This window comes from Microbacterium esteraromaticum (assembly GCF_014084045.1).
In the GTDB taxonomy this organism is placed as follows: domain Bacteria; phylum Actinomycetota; class Actinomycetes; order Actinomycetales; family Microbacteriaceae; genus Microbacterium; species Microbacterium esteraromaticum_D.
This window is the reverse complement of sequence record NZ_CP043732.1, coordinates 65937-92034: the sequence shown is the minus strand read 5'-3', so window position 1 is coordinate 92034 and position 26098 is coordinate 65937. Positions and strand designations below refer to the sequence as shown.

The following is a 26098-nucleotide window of genomic DNA, read 5'->3' as shown; positions in this document are numbered from 1 at the left end:
ACTATCGGCGCGGGACGTCGGGATGCGTTCGCAGATACTCCTCGAACGCCTCCCGCGTGCTGAAGCGCGGGGTGTACCCGAACTCCTCGATGAGCCGCGTGCTGTCGAGAACGGGGCGGTGGCGCAGGAAGCGCACCTTCTCGGGGCCGTGCTCGGTGAGCCTCAGCATCCGACCCGCCCGCAGCGCGGCGGCGAGAGCCCACGCGGGCACGGTCAGCGTCGGCTTGCCCAGCCGCTGCGCGATCTCCGGTACCGTCATCCGGCCGACGCCGGCGACGTTGAAGATCCCGGACGGACCGTCGGTCGCCGCGCGCACCATCGCCGCGGCGACGTCGTCTACCCAGACGAACACGAAAGGGGAGGCTGATCCCGCGATGCGCAGCAGTCGCCGGCCATCCCACAGGGCCGTGATCTGATTGCGCACCGTCGGGCCGAGGATGGTCCCGATGCGGAACACGACCTGCTCCAGCTCGGGATGCTCTGCGCGAGCCTCAGCGAGCATCTCCTCGACCAGCCTCTTGTGCCGGGAGTAGGGGAACTCGTCGTTGCCACGGACGGGGTCGCTCTCGTCCAGCCACTCGGGGCTGTCGGCGTGATAGCCGTATGCCGCGCCGGAGCTGGAGACCACGAGCCGCCGAACTCCGGTGGCCAGACACGCGTCGAGCACATGACGGGTGCCCTCGACGTCGACGCGGTACTCGAGATCGACGTCGCGCCCCGGGTTCACGATCGCCGCGAGATGTACCACGGTGTCGATGCGGTGCTCGATCAGCACCGGCGCGAGGGAATCGGCATCCGTCACGTCGAATCGCGCGGAGAGCACACCGGCGATCGAGGAGTCGCGAAGATCCCCGCTGACGACCAGCTCGATGTCGGGATGCGCCACGAGCAGAGCCGTGACGTGCGAGCCGAGGAACCCGGATCCGCCGGTCACCAGCACGCGGCTCACGATGCGGCACCCTCAGCGGCATCCGGCGACGGGTGCCGAGACGCCGCGTCGTGCGCCGATCCGGTGCGCCGCCGCGAATGCCGTGCCCACAGGGTGGCCACGACCAGGCCGGCGATGATGTCCCAGACACCCCACCAGCCGGCCACGACGGCCATGCCGCCGAGCCCGCCGAAGAACGCGAAGATCAGGCCGAGCCCCAGCCCGGCATTGCGGATCCCGACCTCGAAGGTCATCGCCTTGCGCTCCCTGGTTCCGAGGCCACCGAGGTATGCCGTCCCGTAGCCGATGCCGAGGGCGACAGCGTCGTGCACCGCGACGACGACGAGCACGGTGCCGATCACGCTGAGGAACACGGCCCAGTTCCCGGCCAGCGCCCCGACGATGAATCCGACCAGCGCGAGAAGACTGAACCACCGCACGAACGGCTGGACCCGCTCGGCGAAGACGGGAAGCCAGGCGCGCATCAGCAGGCCGGCGGCGAAGGGCAGACCGACGATGAGAACGATCTCGAGCAGCATCTGCCAGGGGTTCAGAGCGACGGTGCGCAGCAGGTCGCGGCCGGTGGGATGCAGTGAACCCCAGAACGCGATGCTGAGCGGCATGGCGAAGATGTAGAGCAGGTTGCCCACGGCGGTCATCGACACCGACAGGGCGACGTTGCCACCGGCACGGTGGGTGAGCACCTGAGAGATGTTGCCGGGCGGGCAGCAGGCCACGACGATCATGCCGAGCGCCATCGACGCGGTCACCGGCAGCACGAGCGTGAGGCCGAACGTGACCGCGGGCAGGACGAGCAGCTGGGCGAGGATCGCGATGACGAACGGTTTCGGATGCCGCAGCACGACGCGGAAGTCGGCGGGCTTCGTGTCGAGGGCGATGCCGAACATGATCAGTCCGAGCACCACGTTGAGGATGAGCAGCGTGCCAGGGGTGAAGTTCAGCACGAGGTCGTCGAAGTCCATCAGCCCTCCAGAGTGCGAAGCTCAGCGCGCAGCGCCGTGCGATAGGCGTCCTTGTTGACGTAGTACGACATCCGATCAAGGCCCAGATAGCGATAGCCCCCGGTGGTGTCGGGCCAGGGCCGGCCCGTCACGCGGGCGCGGAACGCCGATGCCGTCTGCTCGTCGGCCGCGAGGTACGCGGCCAGCAGCCGGGCCTGTTCGAACCTGCCCTGCCAGCCGATCCCGGATGCCTCGATCATGCCCATCACGTACAGCCCGTTGAAGGACGGAGGGAAGACGTTGAGGAACAGGTTGGGTGATGCCTTCCGCCAGTGCAGATGCTCGCGGTCGACGAACGGGTAGTCGAGCGTGTAGCCGGTGGCGAGCAGGACGAGGTCGTAATCGCCGGAGGAACCGTCGCGGAAATGGACGGTGCGCCCGTCGAAGCGGTCGACGTCGGCGCGGATGCGCAGATCGCCCTGACCGAGATGGTTGAGGATCAGAGTGTTCACGATCGGATGGGACTCGTAGATGCGGTAGTCCGGCTTCGGGAAGCCGAACCGCACCGGGTCGCCGGTGAATGCTCTGAGCACCCTGGTGTCGACGAACTGCTTGATGCGCGCCGGAAGGGGTCGCCCCTGGTTGAGCGTGTCGCTGGGACGGCCGAGAAGATAGCGCGGCACGAAGTAGTACCCGCGCCGCACGCTCATGTCGACGGAGGCGGCATGGTGCACCGCGTCGACGGCGATGTCGCACCCCGAGTTGCCCGCGCCGATGATGAGCACTCGCCTACCGGTGAGCTGCTGCGCGCGCTTGTACGCGCTGGTGTGCATGATCTCGCCGGAGAAGCTGCCGGCGAAGGCGGGGACGTTGGGCTCGGCGAGCGTGCCGTTGGCGAGGATCACCCCGTCGTAGCGGCGGGCGTCCTGGCCCTCGGCGTGCAGCATCCAGCCGCCATCGTGGTGCGGGTGGAGCCCGGTGACCCTTGTGTCGAAGCGGAACAGCTCGCGCAGCGCGAACTCGTCGGCGTAGGCGTCGAAGTACCGCTTCAGCACGCGGTGGCCGGGATAGTCGACCTCCGAGCGCATCGGGAACTCGCTGAACTCGGTCGTCGTGCGCGACGAGATGAGATGCGCGGACTCGTACATCGTGCTGCGCGGATTGTCGATGTCCCATAGTCCGCCGACGCCTGACGACGCCTCGTACCCATCGATCCGGATGCCCCTCTGCTGAAGGGCGCGCGCGGCTGCGAGTCCCGAGGGACCTGCGCCGATGACGGCGTATCTCTTCATCACACTCCCGCACGGCTCTGTGCACGATCTGGTCGGTCCCCCCTGGCCATCTCGATCGTAGCGGCTCGGGAGCGCTCCCGCGGGACCCCGGCTCAGGAGAGAAGAGACGCAGTCGCACGCCAGAGCATCACGAGCGTGCCGGCCCAGGCGCACAGCAGCATCACCCGTCGCGCCAGCGCAGTCGGCACGCGCCGCGCCGCGACGGCGCCGAGCAGGATGCCCCCTGCGGTGCACACGCCGAGAACTGCCAGCTCGACAGGCGGGGCCTCCGGCAGGCCGCGCAGCGCGACGGATACCAGGCCGTAGCCGAGGAAGACAACCTGCGCGCTCGCCGCAAAGCGCCGTTGCGGCCAGTCATCGCCCAGGGCGAATGACGCCAGCGCCGGACCGGACAGACCGCTCGACGCGTGCATGAACCCGGCCAGCGCGCCGGCGCCGATCGCACCGGGGCGACCGCGCAGGCGGCGTGCCACGGCGCCGAGACGCTGCGCGCTGAGCGCGACCACGCCCATGGCGCCGATGAGGAACAGCAGCGCCGTCTCAGGGAGCACCGCCGACGTGAGCGCACCGAGCGGAGCGGCGGCGAGGCCGGCCCCGAGCAGCCACAGCGTGCGGGGCCAGTCCACATCCCGCCATGCGCCTGGTACCGCGAAGACCGAGGCGATCACCGCGAGGAACACGGCGATCGTCACGCCCTCCACCGGGCCGTACGCGAGCACGATCGGACCGATCAGCACGAGCACGAAGGCGAGCCCGGTCACGCGCTGGATCACGGCTGCGACGATCGTCGCCGCCGCTGTGAGCGCCAGCACTCAGCGTCGCTCTGCCAGCAGATCCCGCACAGCGATCTCGAGCGCGCTGACCGCCGCGGCAGCGTCGTCCTTGCTGTCGCCGCGTGCGTCGATGTACACCTTGAGCTTGGGCTCGGTGCCGCTGGGGCGCACGATGACACGCGAGCCGTCGGCGAGACGATAGCGCAGCACGTCGCCCGCCGGTACGCCGGAGGCGCCCGCGGCGAGATCCTCGGATGCGACGACGACGCGTTCTCCGAACGACGCCGGCGGCTGCGCGCGCAGCGACGCCATCGTGCCGGCGATCAGGGCCAGGTCCTCGACCCGCACCGACACCTGGCCGCTCGCGAAGTGGCCGATCTCCGCGCCCAGCTCCTCGAGCAGCCCTGCGATGCTGCTCTCGCGCACACGCGCCTCCGCGGCGAGGCCGAGCAGGGCGATCGCCGCTGAGATGCCGTCCTTGTCGCGCACGGTGCCCGGATTGACCAGGTACCCGAGCGCCTCCTCGAAGCCGAACACCATACCGGGCGCGCGCGAGATCCACTTGAAGCCGGTGAGCGTCTCGTGGAAGTCGAGCCCGTAGCGCTCGGCGACCGCCCCGAGGCCGGGGGAGGAGACCAGCGAGCACGCGAGGGATGCCCCTGCGGCTCCCTGCGCGGCGCGCGCCGCGCGCCAGCCGAGCAGCAGCCCGACCTCGTTGCCGGTCAGGCGACGCCAGCCGCCTTCGGCTCCCGCATCCGGGATCGCGACCGCGAGCCGGTCGGCATCGGGATCGTTCGCGATGACGAACTCCGCATCCGCCTCCTTCGCCCTCGCCAGCGCGAGATCCATCGCCCCCGGCTCCTCCGGGTTCGGGAACGACACCGTGCGGAACGTCGGGTCGGGGTCGCGCTGTGCGTCGACGATCCGCGGCGCGGGGTAGCCCGCGGCCTTCAGCACCCGCGAGAACGTCTCCCAGCCCACGCCGTGCATCGCGGTGTACACCCAGCGCATCTCCTGCACGCCGAAAGGCGCGGGCGCCACCGCGGCGGTCTCCGCGATGTACGCCTCGACGACGTCCTCTCCGGCCAGCTCATACGCATCCGATCGGGGCAGCAGGCCCACGTCGCCCGCGTCGGCGACGCTCTGGATGTGCGCGGCGATCTCGGCATCCGCCGGAGCGACGATCTGCGATCCGCCGTCCTCGCCGCCGAGGTACACCTTGTACCCGTTGTCGTTCGGAGGGTTGTGGCTCGCAGTCACCATGATCCCGGCGTCCGCCTGCAGATGCCGCACGGCGAACGCGAGCACGGGCGTCGGCAGCAGGCGCGGCAGCAGGACGGCACGCAGCCCCGCACCTGCGAGGATCTCGGCCGAGTCGAGGGCGAAGCGACGGGAGTTGCGTCGGCCGTCATATCCGATCACGACCGTCGGGCGGTCACCACGACGCTGCAGCAGATAGCCGGCGAAGCCGGCGGCGGCCTGTGCGACGAGCACCCGGTTCATCCGGTTGCTGCCTGCACCGAGTTCGCCGCGGAGCCCCGCGGTGCCGAATGCGAGCCGCGTGCTGAAGCGATCCTCGAGATCGGCGACGGCGGCGCGGTCGCCGCTCGCGGCGCGGGTGATGATGCCGGCGAGCTCGTCGCGGGTCTCGGCGTCCGGATCCTGTCGCAGCCAGGCGCGCGCCTGGGAGAGCCGCTCGCTCACAGCGCCTCGATCACGCGGGCAAGCAGCGCCGAGATGATCGGCTCGGCTTCGCGGCCGGCCTCGATGACCTCCTCATGGCTGAGCGGAGTCTTCTGGATGCCGGCGGCCAGGTTGGTGATGAGCGAGAAGCCGAGGATCTCCATCCCGGCCTGGCGGGCCGCGATCGCCTCGAGCGCGGTCGACATGCCCACGATGTGGCCGCCGATGGCCTTCGCCATCTGCACCTCGGCCGGGGTCTCGTAGTGGGGCCCGCGGAACTGGGTGTACACGCCCTCGTCGAGCGTGGGGTCGATGCTGCGGGCGATGTCGCGCAGGCGGGCCGAATACAGGTCGGTGAGATCGATGAACGTCGCGCCCTCGAGCGGGGAGTCGGCGGTGAGGTTGATGTGATCGCTGATCAGGACGGGCTGTCCTGGCTTCCACGTCTCGCGGATGCCGCCGGCGCCGTTGGTGAGGACCATGGTCTTCGCCCCCGTCGCAGCCGCTGTGCGCACCGAGTGCACGACGCGGCGGACGCCGTGGTCTTCGTAGTAGTGGGTGCGGGCGCCGATGACGAGCACGTTCCTGCCACCGGGGGTGCGGATGCTGCGCAGCGTGCCGACGTGGCCTTCGAGAGCGGGCTTGGAGAAGCCGGTCACCTCGGTGGCCGGGATGGTCGCGACGGTCTCGCCGATCAGCTCGGCGGCCTTCCCCCAGCCGGAGCCGAGGGTCAGGGCGATGTCGTGGTGGTCGACCCCGGTCAGACGGGCGATGTCGGCGGCCGCGTCGGCAGCGACGGCGAACGGGTCGGCCGTCGGGTCATCCAGGGGGTTCAGGGTGGTGTCACGCATGACTCCACTCTAGGAAGGTGGCGGGGCGGGTGCCAGGATTGCGGAAGAATGGAGTTCATGTCTCAGACTTCCTTCGCGAACAGGCAGAGCGTCGCCGTCCTCGGCGGCGGCCCCGGCGGGTACGAGGCGGCGCTCGCCGCCGCCCAGCTGGGAGCGGATGTGACGCTCGTCGAGCGCGTCGGAGTGGGTGGCTCGGCCGTGCTCACCGACGTCGTCCCCTCGAAGAGCCTCATCGCCACCGCGGATGCAGCGGTCGCCATCGCCGGTGCGACCGACCTCGGCGTGCAGTTCTACGCGCGCGGAGCGAACGACAAGCCGCTCAAGCCCGAGATCGCGATCAATCTCGCCGCCGTCAACAAGCGGCTCCTCGCACTCGCGGGGCAGCAGTCCGAGGACATGCGGACCACCCTGCTCGAGGCGGGCGTGCGCATCCTGTCCGGGCACGGCCGGCTCGAGGGGCCCAACGCGATCGTCGTGGCCACCGGTCCCGGCGGCACGGACTTCGATCGAGTCGAGGCCGACACCGTCGTGGTGTCGGTCGGCGCCTCGCCGCGCGAGCTGCCGACGGCGAAGCCGGACGGCGAGCGGATCCTGACCTGGACGCAGCTGTACGACATGAAGGCTCTGCCCGAGCACCTCATCGTCGTCGGCTCCGGCGTGACGGGAGCAGAGTTCGCCTCGGCGTACATGAACCTCGGCGCCGAGGTCACGCTCGTCTCGAGCCGCGACCAGGTGCTGCCTGGTGAGGACGAGGACGCCGCCAAGGTGCTCGAGAAGGTCTTCACCCGCGGCGGCATGCAGGTGCTCTCCAAGGCGCGCGCCGAGAGCGTGCAGCGCACCGAGGACGGTGTGCTGGTCACCCTCGCCGACGGACGCACGGTCGAGGGCAGCCACTGCCTGATGGCCGTCGGCTCGATCCCGAACACGGCAGGCATCGGCCTGGAGGAGGCGGGAATCGAGCTCACCGAGTCGGGTCACGTGCGCGTGAACCGCGTGGCGCGCACCTCGGTGCCCAACGTGTACGCGGTGGGGGACTGCACGAACTTCTTCCCGCTCGCGTCCGTGGCGTCGATGCAGGGCCGCACGGCCGTCTTCCATGCCCTCGGCGACATCGTGATCCCGCTCGAGCAGCGCAAGATCACCGCGAACATCTTCACGGCCCCCGAGATCGCCACGGTCGGCTACTCCGAGCAGGACATCGCGAACGGAGAGGCCGACGGCATCGCGTACAAGCTGCCGCTGGCGGCGAACCCGCGCGCGAAGATGCTCGGCATCAAGGACGGCTTCGTGAAGATCATCGCCCGTCGCGGCTCGGGCACCGTGATCGGCGGCGTCATCGTCGCGCCGAAGGCCTCCGAGCTGATCTACCCGCTCGCGATCGCCGTCGAGAGGCGGCTCACCGTCGACCAGGTCGCGCGCGTCTTCGCCGCCTACCCGTCGCTCACCACGAGCATCACCGACGCCAGCCGGGCGATGCACGCGGTCAGCATCGTCTGACCCTCCTCGACAGGAACGAAGAAGGCGCGCCCCGATCGGGGCGCGCCTTCTTCGTTCGGGTCCGGTCAGCTGATGGTGAGCAGCTGGTGCCCTGCCGACACGGTCGCACCGGGCGTGGCGTCGATGTTCCCGACCACGCCGTCCTTGTGCGCCTGCAGCGGCTGCTCCATCTTCATCGCCTCGAGCACGACCACGAGGTCGCCCTTGACGACCTGCTGGCCCTCTTCGACGGCGAGCTTGACGACGGTCGCCTGCATGGGCGACTTGACGGCGTCGCCCGATGCTCCGGCGTTGGCCGTGGCGGTGTGGCTGCGGCGCGACGGCGGCACGGCCGCCGGCCGGCCGGCCGTGCCGGCGACGGGTGCGACCACGCGGTCGGGCAGGCTCACCTCGAGACGCTTGCCGGCCACCTCGACGACGACGGTGTGGCGGCCGGGCGCGGCCGCAGGGTCTTCGAGCTCGCCGTCCCAGGCGGGGATGTCGTTGACGAACTCGGTCTCGATCCAGCGGGTGTACACGCCGAAGCGGCCGTCGGCGGCGACGAACGCCGGGTCGTTGACCACCTTGCGATGGAACGGGAGCACCGTCGGCATCCCCGCGACCTCGAACTCGTCGAGGGCGCGGCGCGAGCGCTCGAGCGCCTCGGCGCGATCCTTGCCCGTCACGATGATCTTCGCGAGCAGCGAGTCGAATGCGCCGGAGACGGCGTCGCCTGCGGTCACGCCGGAGTCGAGGCGGATGCCCGGGCCGCCGAACGTCTTGAAGACGTTGATCGGACCGGGCTGGGGGAGGAATCCGCGGCCGGGGTCCTCGCCGTTGATGCGGAACTCGATCGAGTGCCCCTGCGGTGCAGGGTCGTCGTAGTCGATGGTGCCGCCTGCGGCGATGCGGAACTGCTCGCGCACCAGGTCGATGCCGGTGACCTCTTCTGAGACCGGGTGCTCGACCTGCAGGCGCGTGTTCACCTCGAGGAACGACACGGTGCCGTCGGCGCCGATGAGGAACTCGCAGGTACCGGCGCCGACGTAGCCGACCTCTTTGAGGATGGCCTTCGAAGCCGAGTACAGCAGCTCGTTCTGCTCGTCGGTGAGGAACGGCGCCGGCGCCTCCTCGACGAGCTTCTGGTGGCGACGCTGCAGCGAGCAGTCGCGGGTCGAGATGACGACGACGTTTCCCTGAGCGTCGGCGAGGCACTGGGTCTCGACGTGTCGGGGCTTGTCGAGGTACTTCTCGACGAAGCACTCGCCGCGACCGAAGGCCGCGACGGCCTCGCGGGTGGCCGACTCGAAGAGCTCCGCGACCTCGTCGAGCTCGCGGGCGACCTTCAGGCCGCGACCGCCGCCGCCGTATGCCGCCTTGATGGCGATCGGCAGGCCGTGCTCCTTCGCGAAGGCGATGACCTCATCGGCTCCGTCGACAGGACCGGGCGTGCCCGGAGCCAGCGGTGCGCCGACCTTCTCGGCGACGTGACGCGCGGTGACCTTGTCGCCGAGCGCCTCGATGGCCTCGGGCGATGGCCCGATCCACGTCATTCCCGCGCCGATGACGGCACGGGCGAAGTCGGCGTTCTCGGCGAGGAAGCCGTAGCCGGGGTGCACGGCGTCCGCCCCGGCGCGCCGGGCGACCGAGAGGATCTTGTCGATCTGCAGGTAGGTGGCTGCGCTGGTCGACCCGTCGAGGCTGTAGGCCTCGTCGGCGAGACGCGAGTGCATCGCATCGCGATCCTGGTCGGCGTACACGGCGACAGAGGAGATCCCGGAGTCCCGGGCGGCGCGGATGATGCGTACGGCGATCTCGCCGCGGTTCGCGATGAGCACCTTGGCGATATCAGGCATGGGCTTCAGCCTAGCGAGGTCGACGCGGATCTTTTTGACGACTCTCCACAAGAAATGGGCGAATCCGTTAGGACTGCGACCACAAATCGGTCCAGACGACGCCGAGTTCCCCCGCCAGCCGGCGCAGGGTCGACAGCGACATCCCGACCACCGTCGACGGATCGCCCTCCACGCGCGTGATGAACGGGCCGCCGAGGCTGTCGACGGTGAAGGCACCGGCCACGTGCAGCGGTTCGCCGCTGCCGATGTAGGCATCGAGCTCGGCATCCGTGACGTCGTCGGCGAAGGTGACAGCCGCCTCGGCGACCGCGGTCGCCTCGACCGGATCGGCGCCGGGTGCGACGCGGAAGACGGAATGCCCGGAATGCAGGATGCCGGTGGCGCCGCGCATCCGCTGCCAGCGCTCGCGTGCGGCCTCGGGCGTGTAGGGCTTGCCGTGCACCTTCCCGTCGATCTCGAACATCGAGTCGCCGCCGATGACGATGCCGTCGAAATCGGGATGCGCGTCGAGGATGCGGTGTGCGACCTCGGCGGCCTTCGCGCGGGCGAGCAGCAGCACCAGCGCGTCCGGCGCGAGCGGCGCACCTCGCTCGGCTGTCGCGGCGTCGGCCACCGCGTCCTCATCGACCGCGGGGGAGAGGATGAGCGGCTCGATGCCGGCCTGTCGAAGCAGCATCAGGCGGGCGGGGGAGGTGGATGCCAGGCACACGCGCATGCAACCACGCTAGCCCGTGAGGGTGGAGGTGCGTGTGGGATCCTGGAGGGATGACCTCCACTGCGCGCACACTAGACCTCGACATCACCGGCATCGCGCACGGCGGCACCTTCATCGCCCGTCACGAGGGTCGCGTGGTGTTCGTGCCTGACGCCGTTCCCGGCGAGCGCGTGCGCGCCGAGGTCACCGCGGGTGACGACGGCAAGCGCTTCTGGCGGGCCGAGACGCTCGAGGTGCTCGAGGCGTCTCCGCACCGCCGCGATCACGTGTGGGCCGAGGCCGACATCGCCCGGACGCCGGCCGACCGCGTGGGCGGAGCCGACCTCGGGCACATCGAGCTCGACCACCAGCGCGTCCTCAAGCGCCAGGTGCTGCAGGAGGCGCTCGACAAGTTCGCCGGATCCGGACTCGCCGCGCCCGAGGTCGCGCCGGTCGACCAGGGCGACGGCACCGGCTGGCGCACCCGCGTCTCGCTGCACGTCGACGCCGACGGCCGGGTCGGGCCGTACGCGGCACGCAGCCACCGTGTGATCGATGTCGCCACGCTTCCTCTCGCGCGCCCTGCCGTCGAGGCCGCCGCGTTCGGGCTTCGTGCGCAGAAGCCGGGGCGTGTCGATCTGGTCGAGTCCGGCGATGGCCGTGTTCGCGCGCTTCCGCGCCCCGACGGAGCCCGTCGCGGGCGTTCCGAGGTGGTGTTCGAGCAGGTCGGCGCTCGCCGGTTCCAGCTCGACGCCGCGGGGTTCTGGCAGGTGCATCCGCGTGCCGCCGAGACCTTGCACGACGCCGTGGGCGAGGCGCTCGCGGGCCGGGTCGATCCGGATGCCACGCACTTCGACCTCTACGGCGGTGTCGGCCTGTTCGCGTCGACGCTCGCAGAACGCGGCGCGACCGACATCGTGACCGTCGAGTCCGACCGACGTGCGACCGAGCACGCCGCCGCGAACCTCGCCGATGTCGACGCGCATGCGGTCACCGCCCGCGTCGACCGGTTCCTGGAGGGCGTCCCCGACGGCACGCGCGCCGGCGCCGTCGTGCTCGATCCGCCGCGCGCGGGAGCGGGACACGGCGTCGTCCGCTCGATCCACGCGCTCGATCCCGAAGCCGTCGTCTATGTGGCCTGCGACCCCGTGGCGCTCGCCCGCGACCTCGGCACGTTCCGCGAGCTTGGTTGGGACGTCGAATCGCTCAGAGCATTCGATCTCTTCCCGCACTCGCACCATTTCGAGGCGATCGCGCTGCTCAGCCGTTGAGCCGTCGACCGGTATATCGGACGACACGGTCGCACTCGGTAGGCTGGCGGGATGAGCACCGTCGCCCTCATCGACGACCACGAGTCTGTACGTCTCGGCCTGGAGGCCGCGTGCCTGCGCGACGGTGAGCAGCGCGTCGTCTTCTCGGGCGGGACCGTCAAGGAGTACCTCACCTGGCGGGCGAGCTCGGCCGAGCCGCCGGTCGACGTGGTCGTGCTCGATCTCACTCTCGGAGACGGCACGACCGTGACCGAGAACGTCGCGACGCTCGTCGCCGACGGCGCGAGCGTCGTGATCCACAGCGTCGCCGATCGACCTGCCTCGGTGCGCGAGGCGCTCGCCGCAGGCGCCGCCGGAGTCGTCAGCAAGTCCTCCGCCCTCGACGACGTGCTCGACGCCATCCGCACCGTCGCCCGCGGCGAGGCGCTGAACAACGTCGAATGGGCCAGTGCGGTCGACGGCGACAGGGAGTTCGCTGACGCGCAGCTCTCGACCCGCGAGCGCGAGGTGCTGCGGCTGTACGCGGCCGGACTGCCGTTGAAGGCCGTCGCCGAGAGACTCGGGGTCGCGTACTCGACGGCCAAGGAGAACATCACGCGGATCAGGGTCAAGTACGTCGAGGTCGGGCGCCCCGCGCCCACCAAGGTCGATCTGCTGCGCCGCGCGATGGAGGACGGGATCGTCGCCGCGGACGGTGTTCCGAGTGGCGGCTGACGAGCGCAGCCTCAAAGAGGCCTGGAGCAGCATCCCCTCGCAGGGCGAGGTGGGCATCGGGCTCGAGCGCTTCACCGGACAGCGCATGGAGCGCATCCTCTCCACCGTCGCCGCAATCGGCTCAGCGGCGCTGGGAGCCCAGGCGCTGCTCGGAGCGGTGACCAGGCTCACCCGCCCCGACATCGCGCATGTCGGGATCATGGTGCTGGTCTTCGCCCCGCTGCTGTGGATGATCGTGGCGTGCGTGATCGGCAAGGGGATCAAGCCGGCGGCCGGCACGTTCACGATCGCCTACGCGATCGCCCTGGCGCTGTGGCCGGTGGTCGTCGACCGCAGCGTCCGAGAGCCGTCGAGCCAGCCGTGGATCTTCTTCCTGGTGAACATCGGCGTCGTCGCCGCGATGCTCGCCTTCAGCACCCGGGTGCAGCTCGCCTGGGCGCTCGCACTGCCGATCCTGTACGGCTGGGTGCGACTCGTGCAGGGCGACTTCGAGCAGAGCTGGTGGATCAGCACCGGCTTCGACGTGTCGTTCACGATCATCCTCGGCGCGGTGATCATCTCGCTGGCGTGGATGTTCCGCCAGGTCGCCGCCGGCGTCGACGAAGCGCGCTCTCAGGCCGTGGAGGGCTACGCGTCGGCGGCAGCCGCATCGGCCGCGGAGGAGGAGCGCGTCGCGATGTCGGCGCTCATGCACGACAGCGTGCTCGCCGCGCTGATCGCGGCGGAGCGGGCAGGCAGCGAGCGGGAGCGCACGCTCGCGGTGGCGATGGCGCGCGAGGCGCTCACCCGCCTGGCCAACACCGAGGCGTCCATCGCGCAGGAGGGCAGCGATGCTCCGGTGGCGAAGACGCAGATCGTCGCCGAGCTGAGACGCACCCTTTCGGAGCAGGGCGTCGACGCGGTCGTGGAGGAGCGCGGAGAGGCGACGGCAGAGGTGCCAGGCAAGGTGGCCCGCGCCATCGTGCTGGCCGCGAGGCAGGCGATCGGCAACGCGCTCGCGCACGCGGGCGGGCGGGGGCTGCACATCATCGCCGACTCGGCTGCGTCCGACCGGCTGAGCGTGACGGTGCTCGACGCCGGACCCGGATTCGATCCGGATGCCATCGGCGAGGACCGCCTGGGCATACGCGCGTCGATCATCGCCAGGATGGCCGCTGTCGCCGGGAAGTCGCGGATCGACTCCGATGCGGAGGGCACGACCGTCGTCCTCTCGTGGGAGCCGTCATGAGACGCTCGGTGCGAAGCATCACCACGTCGCTCGCCCTCGGGTTCGCGCTGTACTTCGCCGCGCGCGCGATCGGGTGGACGGTGCAGCCCGAGGCGCCCCTGCTCATCGTCGCGGCCATCGCGCTGTATCTCGCCGCGACTCTGACAGCGGTGGTGGGAGCGCCGCAGCAGGTGCGGATGCCCATGGGCCCCGCGGTGCTCGCCCTGGTCAGCAGCGCGCTCGTGCCGACCCTGGTGAGCCTGGCTCTTGAGCCGTCCCTGCGCGGCGCTCCGTTCGCGACCTGGTACATCGGAGCCACCGGCCTGCTCGCCGTCGTGTGCATCGTGCGCAGGCGGCCGCTCTTCGGCTGGGCGATGCTGATCATCCTGATCGTCGCCACCTCGGCGTTCATGGGCATCGGAGAGGCGTTCACGCTCGGCCTGGTCGGCTCGATCACCTGGGTGCTGGTCGCGCAGCTGCTTGTGCTGTTCTGGGATCGTGCCGTGCGCGACACCGAACGGCTCGCCGACATCCAGCGCGCCGTGTCCGCATGGCACGCGACGCAGCTCGTACGCCAGCGCGAACGCCGGGTGCGCGCCCAGCGTGCGCTCGCCGTGGCCGGGCCCGTGCTCAGCCGCACCGTGGCTGCGCGTGGCGAGCTGTCGGAGGAAGAGCGGCTGCAGGCGCGCCTGGCCGAGGGGACGCTGCGCGATGAGCTGCGCGGCGGCAGCCTGATGAGCGAGGCGGTGCGCGAGGCGATCACCGAGGCTCGTCGTGCGGGAGCGACCGTGACAGTCTTCGACGAGGGCGGTCTGGACGGCATCGACGAGGCGCGCATCGAGGAGATCCGCGCCGAGCTCGCAGGCGTGCTGGCGCGCGCGCACTCCAATCGTCTGATCATCCGCGCCGGTCGCGACGAGACGAACGCCGTCACGGTCGTGGGCCGGACGGCGGGAGGAGCGGCCGATGACGACGCGGTCGAGCTCTGGCACGAGATCCGCCGCGTCGCGGACTGATCGCGCGGCGTTCACGGGACATGAGAAAGGCGAGGGGCGGCATGTGGCCTGCCCCTCGCCATGTGCGGAACAGCTACCCGAAAACTGTCCGCTGGTGGGCGGTACTGCGTCTGCCTACCCTGGGAGCAGAGCAGCCGCCTAACGCGAAGCGTCTTTATCAGTGTCGCGCCCCGCAACCCCTCTGTCTGTAGGTATTTCGGGGACAAGCTTCTCCGGTCGCCGAAGCACCGGCATCCGCTCGGCCAGGATTCGCCGCGTCCGATCAGCCGGAGTAGCGACCCCAGGGGATGTCGCGACGCAGCGGACGACGTATGCCGCGTCTCGTGAGCTGCCAGGCCGAGACGCGCGGCACCTCGGCGACGGCCTCGGCGGACTCGTGCGAGTACGCCTCGGCCACGACGGCCATGAGCGCGGCGAGCTCTTCTTCGGTGGGGTTGCCGCGCACGATCTCCATGCGCGGCGTCTCGTCGGCCTCGCTCACAGCGGGATGTTCCCGTGCTTCTTGGGGGGCAGCTCGGCACGCTTGCCGCGAAGGGCGCGCAGCGCCTTCGCGATGGCGACGCGGGTGCCGGACGGCTCGATGATGCCGTCGATCTCGCCGCGCTCGGCGGCGAGGAACGGGCTCGTGACTCCGTAGGTGTACTCGGCGGCGAGGCGGCTGCGCACGGCGGCGACGTCTTCGCCGGCCTCCTCAGCCTTCTTGATCTCCCCGCGGTAGAGGATGTTGACGGCGCCCTGGCCGCCCATCACGGCGATCTCGGCGGTCGGCCACGCGAGGTTGACGTCGGCGCCGAGCTGCTTGGAGCCCATCACGATGTAGGCGCCGCCGTATGCCTTGCGCAGGATCACCGTCACCATCGGCACGGTCGCCTCGGCGTAGGCGTAGATCAGCTTGGCGCCGCGGCGGATGACACCCGTCCACTCCTGGTCGGTTCCCGGCAGGTAGCCGGGAACGTCGACCAGGGTGACGATGGGGATCGAGAAGGAGTCGCAGAAGCGCACGAATCGGCTGGCCTTCTCGCCGGCCTCGATATTGAGGGTGCCGGCCATCTGCGAGGGCTGATTGGCGATGATGCCGACCGAGCGCCCCTCCACGCGACCGAAGCCGATCACGATGTTCGGCGCGAACAGCGGCTGCACCTCGAGGAACTCGCCCCCGTCGACGACGTGCTGGATGACCGTGTGGATGTCGTAGGGCTGGTTGGGGGAGTCGGGGATGATCTTGTTCAGCACCTGATCGGCATCCGTCGTCTCCCACTCGAAGAGCGAGTCGTAGGCGGGGATCTCGGCCATGTTGTTGTCGGGCAGGTAGCTGAGCAGGGTGCGCGCGTAGTCGAGCGCGTCGTCCTCATCCTCGGCGAGGTAGTGCGCGACGCCGGAGCGGGTGTTGTGCGTGAGTGCGCCGCCGAGCTCCTCCATGCCGACGTCCTCGCCGGTGACGGTCTTGATGACGTCGGGTCCGGTGACGAACATCTGGCTGGTCTTGTCGACCATGATCACGAAGTCCGTCAGTGCGGGGCCGTAGACCGCACCGCCGGCCGCGGGGCCCATGATGATCGAGATCTGAGGGATGACGCCGGACGAGCGGGTGTTGTGGCGGAAGATCTCACCGTACTTGCTGAGGGCGAGCACGCCCTCCTGGATCCGGGCTCCACCCGAGTCGAGGATGCCGATGATGGGCATCCCGTTCTGCAGCGCGAACTGCATGATCTTGATGATCTTGTCGCCCGCGACCTCGCCGAGCGAGCCGCCGAAGGTGGTGAAGTCCTGCGAGTACACCGCGATCGTACGACCGTGGATGGTCGCGACTCCCGTGACGACGGAGTCGCCATAGGGGCGGTTGCGGTCCATGCCGAAGGCCGTGGTGCGGTGGCGCACGTACTCGTCGAACTCGACGAAGCTGCCGGTGTCGACCAGCAGCTCGATGCGCTCGCGGGCGGTCATCTTGCCCTTGGCGTGCTGCTTCTGCTTGGCGATCTTCTCGGGCTCGACCACCGCATCGTTGAAGCGGTTGCGGAGGTCCGCGATCCTGGCGGCCGTGGTCGAGAGGTCTGGCTTGTCGGTCACGGATTCCACACTAGCGTCGGGGTCGGCTCTGCTGTTGGATGCCTGCCACAACGGAATCGTGGTTCCTTTGGGATCTGCAGTGGGCGTCCCGCGACGCGAACGTGGCGACAAAGAGGGACGCGGCCACGGACGCGACACCGAGGCTGACTTCCGCCGCGAGCTGCGCGGGCGGGAGGGAGAGGGCTGCTCCAGCAGGGTGAGGTGGACTTCCACCGGCGTCACACCACGAACCGCCACAGGTACTCGAGCCCGTCGCGCTGACGGAACCACGCGATCGACACGACCGCTTCATCAGGATCTGAGGCGCATAGACACAGCTCGACCGTCTCGCCCGGCAGCACCTGCCCCCACAGATCGATCACCTGCCGACGGTCGACGTCGTCACGGAAGACCCGCACGAAATCGACCGGCTCGCGGCCGGCGTTGAGCATGACGGGGTGAGCACGGTCTCGCCGGATGATCACCCACGGCACGCAGTAGGCGACTGGGGGAGCAGGCTGGGCGGGGTCGAGGGGATGCGGCATGCCGCCACCGTAGGAACGGGCTCAGACCTTCTGGCGCGATCGGCGAGGGAGGCTCCCGATCTGTGCATAACTCCGGTTCACTCCTCGTCTGTGGAGGACGGAGGAGTCGAGGATGAGCCGGTCGAGGCGGACTCGACTTCCCTGGGTGTGCGACGCAGTCTCGATCCGATGAAGCGCGCGCCCTTCAGCATCCGCGCCTCCAGCCTCTCGCTGCCCGGCGTCGGCTCGAGGTTCTCGGGCAGAGCCGCGGGTGCCGCGCCGAACGCCCTCCGCGACGTGGTCAGCACGCGTCGCCCCAGGAGGTGGTTTCCGGCTCCGCCGACGACGGCGCCGACCCCGAACGGCAGCGCCTTGCCGAGGAACGAGGCGCCTCCGCGCCCTGCGAACTGCCGGATGAACTCGGACTTGAGCCGATCGACGATCGGTCCCATCGCCGCCCTCGGCAGCGACTTGGTGACCATCTCTCCCCAGTACGACGAGCGGGTGCCGCCCTTGCCCGCCGCCTGTCGCGCGAGCTGGGAGACCAGATCGACGCCCTCCTTGCCGAGCATGAGGGTCATCACCAGCGCGCGAGCCCGCTCAGGATTCTCGATGGCGATTCCGTGCACCTCGGCCACAGACTGGGCGAACAGCGCGGTCGACTCCATGAAGCCGATGGTCTCGACGCCCGACAGCGCCAGCGTGACACCGGTGCCGATGCCGGGCACGACCGCTGTCGCTCCCACCGCGGCCCCGCCCGCCGTGACCGCCGCGAGGTAGCGCGCCTCGAGGATCTGCACGATCCGCTCCGGTGTCGCATCGGGATGCCGACGACGGATGCTGCGGATGTGCGCCACGACCAGCGGCCGCTGCACGGCCATCACCCGATCGAGACTGCGCACGCTGAAGGGATGCTCCGTCGATCCGACGGGCGGGACGGGCTTGTCCCACGGGGAGTCGTCCGAGAGGGAGTGGATCTTGTGGACCTTCTCACGCATGCGCCGATCCTATGCACGAGTTCCGCGAGAATGCCGAAAGCCCCGCTCCCCTTGACAGGGCGGGGCTTTCGGGCGGAGCCGCGCGGCTCAGACGAAGAGGTTCGCGCGCTCCAGGTCCTCTGCGAAGTCGACCTCGACCGCATACAGGTCGGAGACGTCCATCGGCTCGAGCAGCAGGCCGTCCTCGGCGATCGCCAGCTCGAGGCCGCGCTCGAAGTAGTCCTGGTCGTCGACCCGCTGCAGCTGGCGCATGAACGCCTTCTTGTCGCGCGACGAGATGTAGTTGATCCCGACGGCTTCGCCGAGACCGCCCTTCACCGTCTTCGACAGCTCGTTGATGTAGCCCTCGGCGGTGACGGTGTACTTGACCTCTTCGTCACTCACCTTGGAGGTGTTGACCGTGACGAACGACTGGTCGCGGTCGATGAACTCGATGGCGCGGCCGAGGATGCGCGGGTCGAAGACGACGTCGCCGTTCATCCAGAGCACGCCGCCCTTGCCGGTGGCGCCGAGAGCGCGCAGCAGGCTCTTGGACGTGTTGGTCACGTCGTAGCGCTCGTTGTGCACGTAATTGGCGGCGGGGAAGGCCTCGATGATGGTCTCGGCGCGATAGCCCACGACGGTGGTGATGCGGGCGGCCTTGCCGAAGGCCGCACGGATGTTGTCGTGCTGCTGGCCCATGATCGTGCGGCCGTCGCTGAGCTCGGTGAGGGGCTTCGGCAGGGCGCGGCCCAGACGCGAGCCCATGCCGGCTGCGAGGATGACGGTCTGAAGAGTCACGGAATCTCCTAAGAAAGAACTGTGTTCACTGTCGGTTCACCGACGGGACACCTCTTCGTGCCTCCGCAATGGTACCGATCGCGGCTGGGAGACCCCCGGCGGAGGTGCACCCGTTGCCCTTTCGTGACCGATTCCACACGTTTCTCCCAGCGTGCCACAAGGGGCTTGCATTCGCCCGTTCCGGGTGCCCGAGGTGCTGTCAGCGGCGGTTGGTACCGTAGAGGAGTGACTGCTCCGCGAGATCAAGAGGACGCCCGAATCGACGACACGCAGAACTCGATCGCGGATGCCTCTGAGGCGCCTGCCGAGCGGAAGGAGCCCACTCGCACGCCGCGGAAGTCGGGGGCCGCGGCGACGGCGACGCGGACCGCGGCAGTGAAGAAGGCGGCGGCGTCGACCGCGGCCGCGAAGACCGCTGCGGCGAAGCAGGCGGCCCAGGCGGATGCCGGGCGAACGGCCGCGGTGAAGAAGGCCGCCAGCACGTCGGCCGCCGCGAAGACGGCGAACCGCGCCACTGCGGCGCGCAGCACTGCTGCGAAGACGGCGGCCGCGAAGCGCACGGAGACGGCGAAGAAGGCGGAGGCGGCAGCCGCTGCGGCTGCGGCTGCGAAGAAGGCGGCGGCGGAGGCGAGGAAGTCTCCGGAGTCCGGTGCGACGGCGGCGGAGGCGGCGGAGGCTGCGAAGCCGGTGAAGAAGCGCGCGTCCACGGCGAGGACCGCTGCGGCGAAGGGCACGGCCAAGACGGCGGCTGCGAAGACCACGGCTGCCACGTCGACCGCTGCGAAGTCGACCGCGGCCGCGGAGTCCACAGCCTCCACGTCCACGGCATCGAAGGCCAAGAGCACGTCCGCCAAGACCACCGCGTCGAAGACGACGGCCGCGAAGACGACGGCGTCGAAGACGACCGCCGCGAAGACGACGGCCGCGAAGACGACGGCGGCCAAGACGACGGCGGCCAAGACGACGGCCGCGAAGACGACGGCCAGGGCGAAGACCGTTGCGTCGAAGACGACGGGCTCCAAGACGGACTCGAAGGCCGCAGCCTCGAAGAGCGACGCGTCGAAGACCGACGCCGCTGCCCGCAGTGAGGGAGCACAGCCGACGCCGAACGAGACGACACAGGCATCCGCGTCGACCGAGGCTGCGCATGACACCGCCGCCGACGTCACTGCGCTGACGCCGGCGATCACCACAGATGCGATCGTTGCGCTCGACTCCGAGCCGGCGCGCCGATCGGTCGCCGCCTCGAACAGTGCCGAACTCGCCGAGGCTCGGCCTCCGCGCAGCAGTACCGCCGCATCGGCGGCGATCGTCGACGACGCGGCCACCGAGGCGAAGGCCGGCGTCGAGGAAGCCGCGACGACCCCACCGGACGCAACCGCCGACGCAGCCGAGCTCCCGCAGACCGCCGACGAGATCGCCGCAGCGCCCGCCCTCGATCTTCCCGACCCGGCGGCGACGAGCGATCAGCAGGCCACGGACGAGAGCGCGCCGGCCGGACGCGACGCGATCCGCATCCGCGGGCTGGTGAAGCGCTTCGGAGACACGAACGCCGTCGACGACGTCGACCTCACCGTTCCAGCCGGCTCGTTCTACGGTCTCGTCGGGCCGAACGGCGCGGGCAAGACCACGACACTGTCGATCATCGCCGGCCTGCTGCGCCCTGACGCCGGCACCGTGCACATCAGCGGCATCGATCAGCGAGAGAACCCGCTCGCCGCCAAGCGAGTGATGGGGGTGCTGCCCGACAGACTGCGCACCTTCGACCGGCTGACCGGGCGCCAGCTGCTGCTCTACTACGGTCAGTTGCGGGGGCTCGACCGCGCGGTCATCGAGAAGCGCACCGCAGACCTCGCTCGCGCTTTCGACCTCAGCGAGGCGCTCAGCCGGGTGGTGTCCGACTACTCGGCCGGCATGACGAAGAAGGTCATGCTGGCGGGCGCGCTGATCCACTCGCCGAGAGTCCTCGTGCTCGATGAGCCCTTCGAGGCCGTTGATCCGGTCTCGTCCGGCGTCATCCTCGACATCCTCCGGTCGTACGTGTCGCACGGCGGCACCGTCATCCTGTCCAGCCACGGCATGGATCTCGTCGAGCGGGTCTGCTCGCGCGTCGCCGTGATCGTGGGCGGCGAGGTGCTCGCCGAGGGAACCATCGACGAGGTCCGGGCAGGTCAGACCCTCACCGAGCGGTTCATCGAGCTCTCCGGCACCGGCGGCGAAGTGGAGGGCCTCGAGTGGCTGCACACGTTCTCCGACTGAGGGTTGCCCTGCTGGTCGGCGCGCTGCGCGGAGAGCACGCGATCCGCGCCGGGGTCGCGCTGCTGGCATCCGCCGCCGCGACCGTGGCCGTCTGCGTCGCGGTGCTCGGCCTGGGCGAGGCGCCGCTGCCGACCGCCGAGACGGTGATCGTGCTCGGCGCCGCCGCGCTGATGCTGGCGTTCTTCATCGGCCCGATGCTGACAGGCACGCCGGATCAGCTCGATCCCCGTCGCTTCTGGCCGTTCGGCATCGACGAACGCCGGCTCGGGTGGATCCTCGCGGTGGCATCGCTGATCAGCGTGCCCAGCCTCGCGCTGATCGCCGTGATGTCGTGCGTGGTGGTCGTCGTCGCTCGGGCCGGAGTGCCCTGGCCGACCGCCGTGCTCTTCGGCGTGATCGGTGTCCTCTCCATCGCACTCGCCGCCCGCATAGGAATGGCGATCAGCGCGATCCTGCTGCCCGAGCGCCGTTCGCGTGAGCTCACCGTGCTCTTCGCGCTGCCGGTCATCGTGATCGCCTTCCCCGTTGCCGCCTACTTCGCCTCGCTGCGCTGGGACGGCCAGGTCCCACCGGCCGTGCAGACCGCGACGAGCATCGTCGGGTTCTCTCCGCTCGCAGCACCGCAGGCGTTCCTCTTCCACGTCGCGGCGGGCGAGACGAGGGCGGCCTGGGCAAGCGGGGTGGTCGCGGTCGCCACGATCGGCGGGATGCTGCTGCTCTGGAACATCCTCGTCAGACGGCTGCTCACCGCGTCCGAGCGCCCCTACGCGACGCGTGAGCGCTCGGGTCTCGGCTGGTTCGGCTCGCTGCCCGCGAACGCGTTCGGCGCGATCGCGGCGCGCAGCCTCGTGTACTGGCTGCGCGACCGGCGCTACATCGTCAACATGCTCGTCGTGCCCATCGCCGGCGTGCTGACCGTTCTGCCGCTGCTCGTCGCCGGAGTCCCGCTGTGGATCGCGGCCCTCGTGCCCGTCCCCCTCATGGCGCTGTTCTTCGGCTGGCTGCCGCACAACGACGTGGCGTACGACTCCACCGCGCTGTGGATGCACATCGCCAGCGGCGTCCGCGGACTGCCCGACCGATTCGGCAGGCTCGTTCCCGTGCTGATCGTCGCGCTGCCCGTGCTCGCGATCGGCATCTCGGTGACCCTCGCGGTCATCGCGGACTGGCATCTGATGCTGCCGCTGATCGGCGTCACGACCGCTCTGCTGCTCTCCGGGCTCGGCATGTCGAGCATCGCATCGGTCCTCGCCCCGTACGCCGTATCGCGACCCGGTGACAGCCCGTTCCAGCAGCCTCAGCGCTCGTCGGCGCACGGCTCTTACGGCGCCGCGCTCACCTTCGTCGGCGCACTGGTCGCGAGTGCGCCGACCATCTGGCTCTTCTCGATGACGCTCATAGAGGGAGACCAGCATGCGCCGACGACGTTCTGGCTGGGCGTGATCACCGGGGTCCTCGTGCTGGTCGGCGGCGCCGCCATCGGCGCAGCCATGTTCGAGCGCAGCGGCGAGCGACTGATGGAGTTCGTCGAGACCACCTGATCGGGTGCGCTCGACGAGGAACCGGTCCGCACAGGCGGGGCGGCGGCTAGAATCTCGGCATGAGTACTCCGCTGGACAGCCCCGATCAGGGTGGCGTGGCAACACTTGATCGCGAGCTCGAAGAACTCCTCCGCGAGGAGCATCTCGAGCCCGGCGACCACGAGCGCTTCTCTCATTACGTGAAGAAGGACAAGATCCTCGAGTCGGCGATCACCGGCAAGCCGGTGCGCGCCCTCTGCGGCAAGAAGTGGACCCCGGGTCGCGACCCGGAGAAGTTCCCGATCTGCCCGACCTGCAAGGAGATCTACGAGAGCATGGTCGCCTGAGGCGACGAAGGGCGCTCAGGAACGGCCGCTAGAGCGCGTCGACGAAGAGCGTGGGGATCGCAGGATCCGACTTGCTGAGTGCCAGTGCGCGCACCGGCAGCTCCTCGCGCACGCGCAGGTGGTGCTCGCGAGCGGATGCCGTGCCTGCGGCGCCCTCGAACGAGGCGTCGATCTCCCCTCCGTCGACGAGCACGACCTGCAGTGCGCGGGCATCCGGATGCTCGGCGGGAGTGTCTACCTGCTCGAAGCCGTCGGCCACAGACACCGTCTCGGCTACTGCGACGCCGCTTTCAAGGGTGCGGAAGGCCGCCTTGCGCCCGCCCTTCGACCCCTTGTCGGTGGAGGCCTTCGCCACGGCGACCCAGCCGCCGGCCGCATCCTGCCTGGCGACGAGCTTGTAGACCATGCTCGCGGTCGGGTAGCCCGATCCCGTGACCACCGAGGTGCCGACCCCGTAGAAGTCGACGGGGGAGGCCGCCAGCGCGGCGATCGCGTACTCGTCGAGGTCACTGGTCACGGTGATCTTCGTCTCGGTGGCGCCCAGCTCGTCCAGCTGCTGACGCACCGCGGCTGCCACCAGCGGCAGGTCGCCCGAGTCGAGACGCACGCCGCCCAGGCCGGTGCCCGCCACGCGGATCGCGGTCTCGACACCCTTCTCGATGTCGTAGGTGTCGACGAGAAGCGTCGTCCCCGTGCCCAGGCTCTCGATCTGCGAGCGGAACGCGTCCTCCTCGCTGTCATGCAGCAGGGTCCACGAGTGCGCGGCGGTGCCCATCGTGGGAATGCCCCACTGCCGACCTGCCTCGAGGTTGCTCGTCGACCCGAACCCCGCGATGTATGCGGCGCGTGCGGCGGACACCGCCGACTGCTCGGCGGCACGACGCGACCCCATCTCGGCGAGAGGGCGCTCACCCGCTGCGATGCTCATCCTGGAGGCGGCGGTTGCCACGGCGGAGTCGTGGTTCATCACGCTCAGCGCGAGGGTCTCGAGCACGACGGCGTCGGCGAAGGTGCCCTCGACGGTGAGGATGGGGGAGCCAGGGAAGTACAGCTCGCCCTCGCGGTAGCCGCGGATCGTTCCCGTGAAGCGGTAGTTCTCGAGATACGCCACGGCCGCGGCATCCACCACCTCGTGGTCGCGCAGATACCGCAGCTCGTCTTCGCCGAAGCGGAAGTCGCGCAGCAGCGTCAGCAGGCGCCCGGTGCCGGCGACGACGCCGAACCGTCGACCGCCGGAGAGGCGTCGTGAGAACAGCTCGAACACGCTCGGCCTGGCGGCGGTGCCGTCGCGCAGCGACGCGGCGAGCATCGTCAGTTCGTAGCGGTCGGTGAGGAACGCGGAGCTCATCCGGCCAGTGTATCCAGGCGCCGTATCCGGGATACTGATCAGCGGAGCCGAACCCCGCACCGACCCGATCATGGAGGATTCCCGCATGCCCCAGGGCGATGAGCTGACCCGACTCGTGAACGGCGTGCTGTGGCCCGGCTTCCTCGGATCCGAGGTGCCGTCGTGGCTCGGCTCCGCTCTCGACGACGGGCTGGCAGGGGTCGTCTACTTCGCGCAGAACCTCGACGGCGACACGGCGGCGCTGAGCGCGGAGATCCACCGGCGCGCGCCGCTCGCGATGATCGGCATCGACGAGGAGGGCGGCAGCGTCACCCGGCTCGAGACCGGCACGGGATCGACGGTTCCCGGCGCTGCGCAGCTGGGCGTCGTGGACGATGTGGATGCCACCGAGGCGACCGGGTACGAGATCGGCCGCCGTGTCGACCGCATCGGCGCCGACGTGGTGATCGGCCCCGTGGCGGATGTGAACACCGACCCGCGCAACCCGGTGATCGGCGTGCGCGCCTTCGGTGACAGCACCGACCTCGTCTCGCGTCACACGGCCGCGGCGGTGCGCGGCATCCAGCGCGCGGGTGTCGCGGCCTGCGCCAAGCATTATCCCGGCCACGGCGACACGCACACGGACTCGCACCACGACCTCCCCGCGCTCACCCTCACACAGGACGAGATCGAGGAGCAGCACCTGCCGCCGTTCACCGCGGCCATCCGTGCCGGCGTACTCTCGATCATGACCGCGCACATCTGCGCGCCGCACTGGGGCGACCTGCCGGCCACGCTGAATCCCGACGTGCTGAGCCGTCTGCGCGCCGACGGCTTCGACGGCGTGATCGTCACCGACGCTCTCGACATGGCAGCGGTCCGAGAGCTGTTCGGCATCGGCGGAGGCGCTGTGCGCGCCCTCGCCGCAGGAGCCGACCTGCTGTGCATCGGCAACCCCACGAACCCGGGTGCGGCGATGCTGCCGGATCAGGACGAGCGCGACTACCTGGTCGCACGCGACGCGATCGTGGCTGCCATCCGCAGCGGTGAGCTCGCCCTGGAGCGGGTGGAGGACGCAGCCCGCCGCGTCGCTCGCATGGCGGGTGCCGTGCGCCGGCGCTCTGCGGGCACGGATGCGCCCTTCGACGCGGAGGCCATCGCCGACAGGGCGGTACGGGTGCAGGGAGACCTCCCGGCGTTCGCCGACGAGCCGACCACCGTGATCGATCTGCGACGCGCGTCGAGCCTCGCCGTCGACAGCGCGGCGTCGCATGTCGCGCTCGCTCTGGCCGCCGGCGGCGAGATCATCCGTCTCGACGCGGCATCCGGCGTCGGGGTGGACGCGGCCGCACGGCGCGCCGCCGACGGGCAGAGCATCGTGCTCGTCGACCGCGTCGACCCTGGTTCCCCGCAGCGGGCGGCGCTCGATGACATCCGCGCCACCGCCCCCGCCATCGTCGCGGTGAACGTCGGGCTTCCCGCCGATGCCGCCGGAGCGGTCGTCTCGTCACCGGCCGCGAGCCTGCTCGCCGCCCGGGCCGCTCGGCGCGCACTGCTGCGAAACTGAGCACCCT

24 protein-coding genes are annotated in these 26098 nt (G+C 70.1%); 9 read left to right on the top strand and 15 right to left on the bottom strand.

Annotated features, from left to right (window positions below):
- Position 1 precedes the first annotated feature (1 nt).
- The 6 genes from FVO59_RS00450 to FVO59_RS00425 all read right to left on the bottom strand — a co-directional run bounded on the left by FVO59_RS00450 (position 2) and on the right by FVO59_RS00425 (position 6489).
- Positions 2-949: an SDR family oxidoreductase gene (locus FVO59_RS00450; RefSeq protein WP_182253633.1), complete on the bottom strand. Its 948-nt coding sequence runs from the start codon at positions 947-949 to the stop codon at positions 2-4.
- Entirely contained in the window at positions 946-1911 is a 966-nt protein-coding gene (locus FVO59_RS00445; RefSeq protein WP_182253632.1) for a bile acid:sodium symporter family protein, read from the bottom strand. The genes FVO59_RS00450 and FVO59_RS00445 overlap by 4 nt, the downstream gene beginning before the upstream one ends.
- A complete protein-coding gene (locus FVO59_RS00440; protein WP_182253631.1) occupies positions 1911-3182 on the bottom strand; it encodes a flavin-containing monooxygenase in 1272 nt (423 codons plus the stop codon). The genes FVO59_RS00445 and FVO59_RS00440 overlap by 1 nt, the downstream gene beginning before the upstream one ends.
- 92 nt (positions 3183-3274) lie before the next feature.
- Positions 3275-3994 (bottom strand): TSUP family transporter, encoded by a 720-nt coding sequence (locus FVO59_RS00435; RefSeq protein WP_182253630.1) that lies wholly within the window; start codon positions 3992-3994, stop codon positions 3275-3277.
- The gene (locus tag FVO59_RS00430) at positions 3995-5659 is read right to left on the bottom strand and encodes a phospho-sugar mutase (RefSeq protein ID WP_182253629.1); all 1665 of its coding nucleotides are present in this window, start codon (positions 5657-5659) and stop codon (positions 3995-3997) included.
- Positions 5656-6489: a purine-nucleoside phosphorylase gene (locus FVO59_RS00425; RefSeq protein ID WP_182253628.1), complete on the bottom strand. Its 834-nt coding sequence runs from the start codon at positions 6487-6489 to the stop codon at positions 5656-5658. Before FVO59_RS00425 ends, FVO59_RS00430 begins: the two co-directional genes overlap by 4 nt.
- Positions 6490-6537: 48 nt before the next feature.
- Here FVO59_RS00425 and FVO59_RS00420 point away from each other — a divergent pair, with 48 nt between their 5' ends.
- Positions 6538-7986, top strand: coding sequence for an NAD(P)H-quinone dehydrogenase (locus FVO59_RS00420; RefSeq protein WP_182253627.1), 1449 nt, complete (start codon positions 6538-6540; stop codon positions 7984-7986).
- A 65-nt stretch (positions 7987-8051) separates the two neighbouring features.
- Here FVO59_RS00420 and FVO59_RS00415 read toward each other — a convergent pair whose 3' ends face one another.
- On the bottom strand, positions 8052-9821 hold the full coding sequence (locus tag FVO59_RS00415; RefSeq protein ID WP_182253626.1) for an acetyl/propionyl/methylcrotonyl-CoA carboxylase subunit alpha: 1770 nt from the start codon (positions 9819-9821) through the stop codon (positions 8052-8054).
- A 67-nt stretch (positions 9822-9888) separates the two neighbouring features.
- Positions 9889-10536, bottom strand: coding sequence for a Maf family protein (locus FVO59_RS00410; protein ID WP_182253625.1), 648 nt, complete (start codon positions 10534-10536; stop codon positions 9889-9891).
- A 50-nt stretch (positions 10537-10586) separates the two neighbouring features.
- On the opposite strand from FVO59_RS00410, the gene FVO59_RS00405 reads away from it, so the two are divergent.
- Genes FVO59_RS00405 through FVO59_RS00390 form a run of 4 tightly spaced genes read left to right on the top strand, consistent with a single transcriptional unit; the run spans position 10587 to position 14723 of the window.
- Positions 10587-11786, top strand: coding sequence for a class I SAM-dependent RNA methyltransferase (locus tag FVO59_RS00405; RefSeq protein ID WP_182253624.1), 1200 nt, complete (start codon positions 10587-10589; stop codon positions 11784-11786).
- Positions 11787-11837: 51 nt separating this feature from the next.
- Positions 11838-12500 (top strand): response regulator transcription factor, encoded by a 663-nt coding sequence (locus FVO59_RS00400; protein ID WP_182253623.1) that lies wholly within the window; start codon positions 11838-11840, stop codon positions 12498-12500.
- A complete protein-coding gene (locus FVO59_RS00395) occupies positions 12490-13728 on the top strand; it encodes a sensor histidine kinase (RefSeq protein WP_182253622.1) in 1239 nt (412 codons plus the stop codon). Before FVO59_RS00400 ends, FVO59_RS00395 begins: the two co-directional genes overlap by 11 nt.
- Positions 13725-14723 (top strand): hypothetical protein, encoded by a 999-nt coding sequence (locus FVO59_RS00390; protein ID WP_182253621.1) that lies wholly within the window; start codon positions 13725-13727, stop codon positions 14721-14723. Before FVO59_RS00395 ends, FVO59_RS00390 begins: the two co-directional genes overlap by 4 nt.
- A 262-nt stretch (positions 14724-14985) precedes the next feature.
- Here FVO59_RS00390 and FVO59_RS00385 read toward each other — a convergent pair whose 3' ends face one another.
- The 6 genes from FVO59_RS00385 to FVO59_RS00360 all read right to left on the bottom strand — a co-directional run bounded on the left by FVO59_RS00385 (position 14986) and on the right by FVO59_RS00360 (position 19778).
- On the bottom strand, positions 14986-15204 hold the full coding sequence (locus FVO59_RS00385; protein ID WP_346265680.1) for an acyl-CoA carboxylase subunit epsilon: 219 nt from the start codon (positions 15202-15204) through the stop codon (positions 14986-14988).
- Positions 15201-16790, bottom strand: coding sequence for an acyl-CoA carboxylase subunit beta (locus tag FVO59_RS00380; RefSeq protein ID WP_430736317.1), 1590 nt, complete (start codon positions 16788-16790; stop codon positions 15201-15203). The genes FVO59_RS00385 and FVO59_RS00380 overlap by 4 nt, the downstream gene beginning before the upstream one ends.
- Before the next feature lie 218 nt (positions 16791-17008).
- Positions 17009-17314, bottom strand: coding sequence for a hypothetical protein (locus tag FVO59_RS00375; RefSeq protein ID WP_182253619.1), 306 nt, complete (start codon positions 17312-17314; stop codon positions 17009-17011).
- 77 nt (positions 17315-17391) lie between these two features.
- Entirely contained in the window at positions 17392-18291 is a 900-nt protein-coding gene (locus tag FVO59_RS00370; RefSeq protein WP_182253618.1) for a hypothetical protein, read from the bottom strand.
- Positions 18292-18378: 87 nt separating this feature from the next.
- Positions 18379-19071, bottom strand: coding sequence for a phosphocholine cytidylyltransferase family protein (locus FVO59_RS00365; RefSeq protein WP_182253617.1), 693 nt, complete (start codon positions 19069-19071; stop codon positions 18379-18381).
- Positions 19072-19313: 242 nt separating this feature from the next.
- Positions 19314-19778 carry a hypothetical protein gene (locus tag FVO59_RS00360; RefSeq protein ID WP_182253616.1) on the bottom strand — a complete coding sequence of 155 codons (465 nt, stop codon included), beginning with the start codon at positions 19776-19778 and terminating at the stop codon, positions 19314-19316.
- Here FVO59_RS00360 and FVO59_RS16300 point away from each other — a divergent pair.
- Genes FVO59_RS16300 through FVO59_RS00345 form a run of 3 tightly spaced genes read left to right on the top strand, consistent with a single transcriptional unit; the run spans position 19759 to position 23197 of the window.
- Complete coding sequence (locus FVO59_RS16300; protein WP_259363326.1) at positions 19759-21330, top strand: ABC transporter ATP-binding protein; 1572 nt, start codon at positions 19759-19761, stop codon at positions 21328-21330. The genes FVO59_RS00360 and FVO59_RS16300 overlap by 20 nt on opposite strands.
- Positions 21306-22871, top strand: a complete 1566-nt coding sequence (locus FVO59_RS00350) for a hypothetical protein (protein WP_182253615.1) — start codon at positions 21306-21308, stop codon at positions 22869-22871. The genes FVO59_RS16300 and FVO59_RS00350 overlap by 25 nt, the downstream gene beginning before the upstream one ends.
- Before the next feature lie 59 nt (positions 22872-22930).
- On the top strand, positions 22931-23197 hold the full coding sequence (locus FVO59_RS00345; protein WP_182253614.1) for a DUF3039 domain-containing protein: 267 nt from the start codon (positions 22931-22933) through the stop codon (positions 23195-23197).
- Positions 23198-23225: 28 nt separating this feature from the next.
- On the opposite strand, the gene FVO59_RS00340 is transcribed toward FVO59_RS00345, so the two are convergent.
- Complete coding sequence (locus FVO59_RS00340; protein WP_182253613.1) at positions 23226-24545, bottom strand: nicotinate phosphoribosyltransferase; 1320 nt, start codon at positions 24543-24545, stop codon at positions 23226-23228.
- Positions 24546-24630: 85 nt separating this feature from the next.
- Here FVO59_RS00340 and FVO59_RS00335 point away from each other — a divergent pair, with 85 nt between their 5' ends.
- Entirely contained in the window at positions 24631-26091 is a 1461-nt protein-coding gene (locus tag FVO59_RS00335; RefSeq protein ID WP_182253612.1) for a glycoside hydrolase family 3 protein, read from the top strand.
- Positions 26092-26098 lie beyond the last annotated feature (7 nt).

Coding starts and splice junctions, on each gene's coding strand:
- FVO59_RS00445 (WP_182253632.1), bottom strand. CDS start 1,911: ATGGACTTCGACGACCTCGTGCTGAACTTCACCCCTGGCACGCTGCTC.
- FVO59_RS00440 (WP_182253631.1), bottom strand. CDS start 3,182: ATGAAGAGATACGCCGTCATCGGCGCAGGTCCCTCGGGACTCGCAGCC.
- FVO59_RS00425 (WP_182253628.1), bottom strand. CDS start 6,489: ATGCGTGACACCACCCTGAACCCCCTGGATGACCCGACGGCCGACCCG.
- FVO59_RS00420 (WP_182253627.1), top strand. CDS start 6,538: ATGGAGTTCATGTCTCAGACTTCCTTCGCGAACAGGCAGAGCGTCGCC.
- FVO59_RS00415 (WP_182253626.1), bottom strand. CDS start 9,821: ATGCCTGATATCGCCAAGGTGCTCATCGCGAACCGCGGCGAGATCGCC.
- FVO59_RS00410 (WP_182253625.1), bottom strand. CDS start 10,536: ATGCGCGTGTGCCTGGCATCCACCTCCCCCGCCCGCCTGATGCTGCTT.
- FVO59_RS00405 (WP_182253624.1), top strand. CDS start 10,587: ATGACCTCCACTGCGCGCACACTAGACCTCGACATCACCGGCATCGCG.
- FVO59_RS00400 (WP_182253623.1), top strand. CDS start 11,838: ATGAGCACCGTCGCCCTCATCGACGACCACGAGTCTGTACGTCTCGGC.
- FVO59_RS00390 (WP_182253621.1), top strand. CDS start 13,725: ATGAGACGCTCGGTGCGAAGCATCACCACGTCGCTCGCCCTCGGGTTC.
- FVO59_RS00375 (WP_182253619.1), bottom strand. CDS start 17,314: ATGCCGCATCCCCTCGACCCCGCCCAGCCTGCTCCCCCAGTCGCCTAC.
- FVO59_RS00370 (WP_182253618.1), bottom strand. CDS start 18,291: ATGCGTGAGAAGGTCCACAAGATCCACTCCCTCTCGGACGACTCCCCG.
- FVO59_RS00345 (WP_182253614.1), top strand. CDS start 22,931: ATGAGTACTCCGCTGGACAGCCCCGATCAGGGTGGCGTGGCAACACTT.
- FVO59_RS00340 (WP_182253613.1), bottom strand. CDS start 24,545: ATGAGCTCCGCGTTCCTCACCGACCGCTACGAACTGACGATGCTCGCC.
- FVO59_RS00335 (WP_182253612.1), top strand. CDS start 24,631: ATGCCCCAGGGCGATGAGCTGACCCGACTCGTGAACGGCGTGCTGTGG.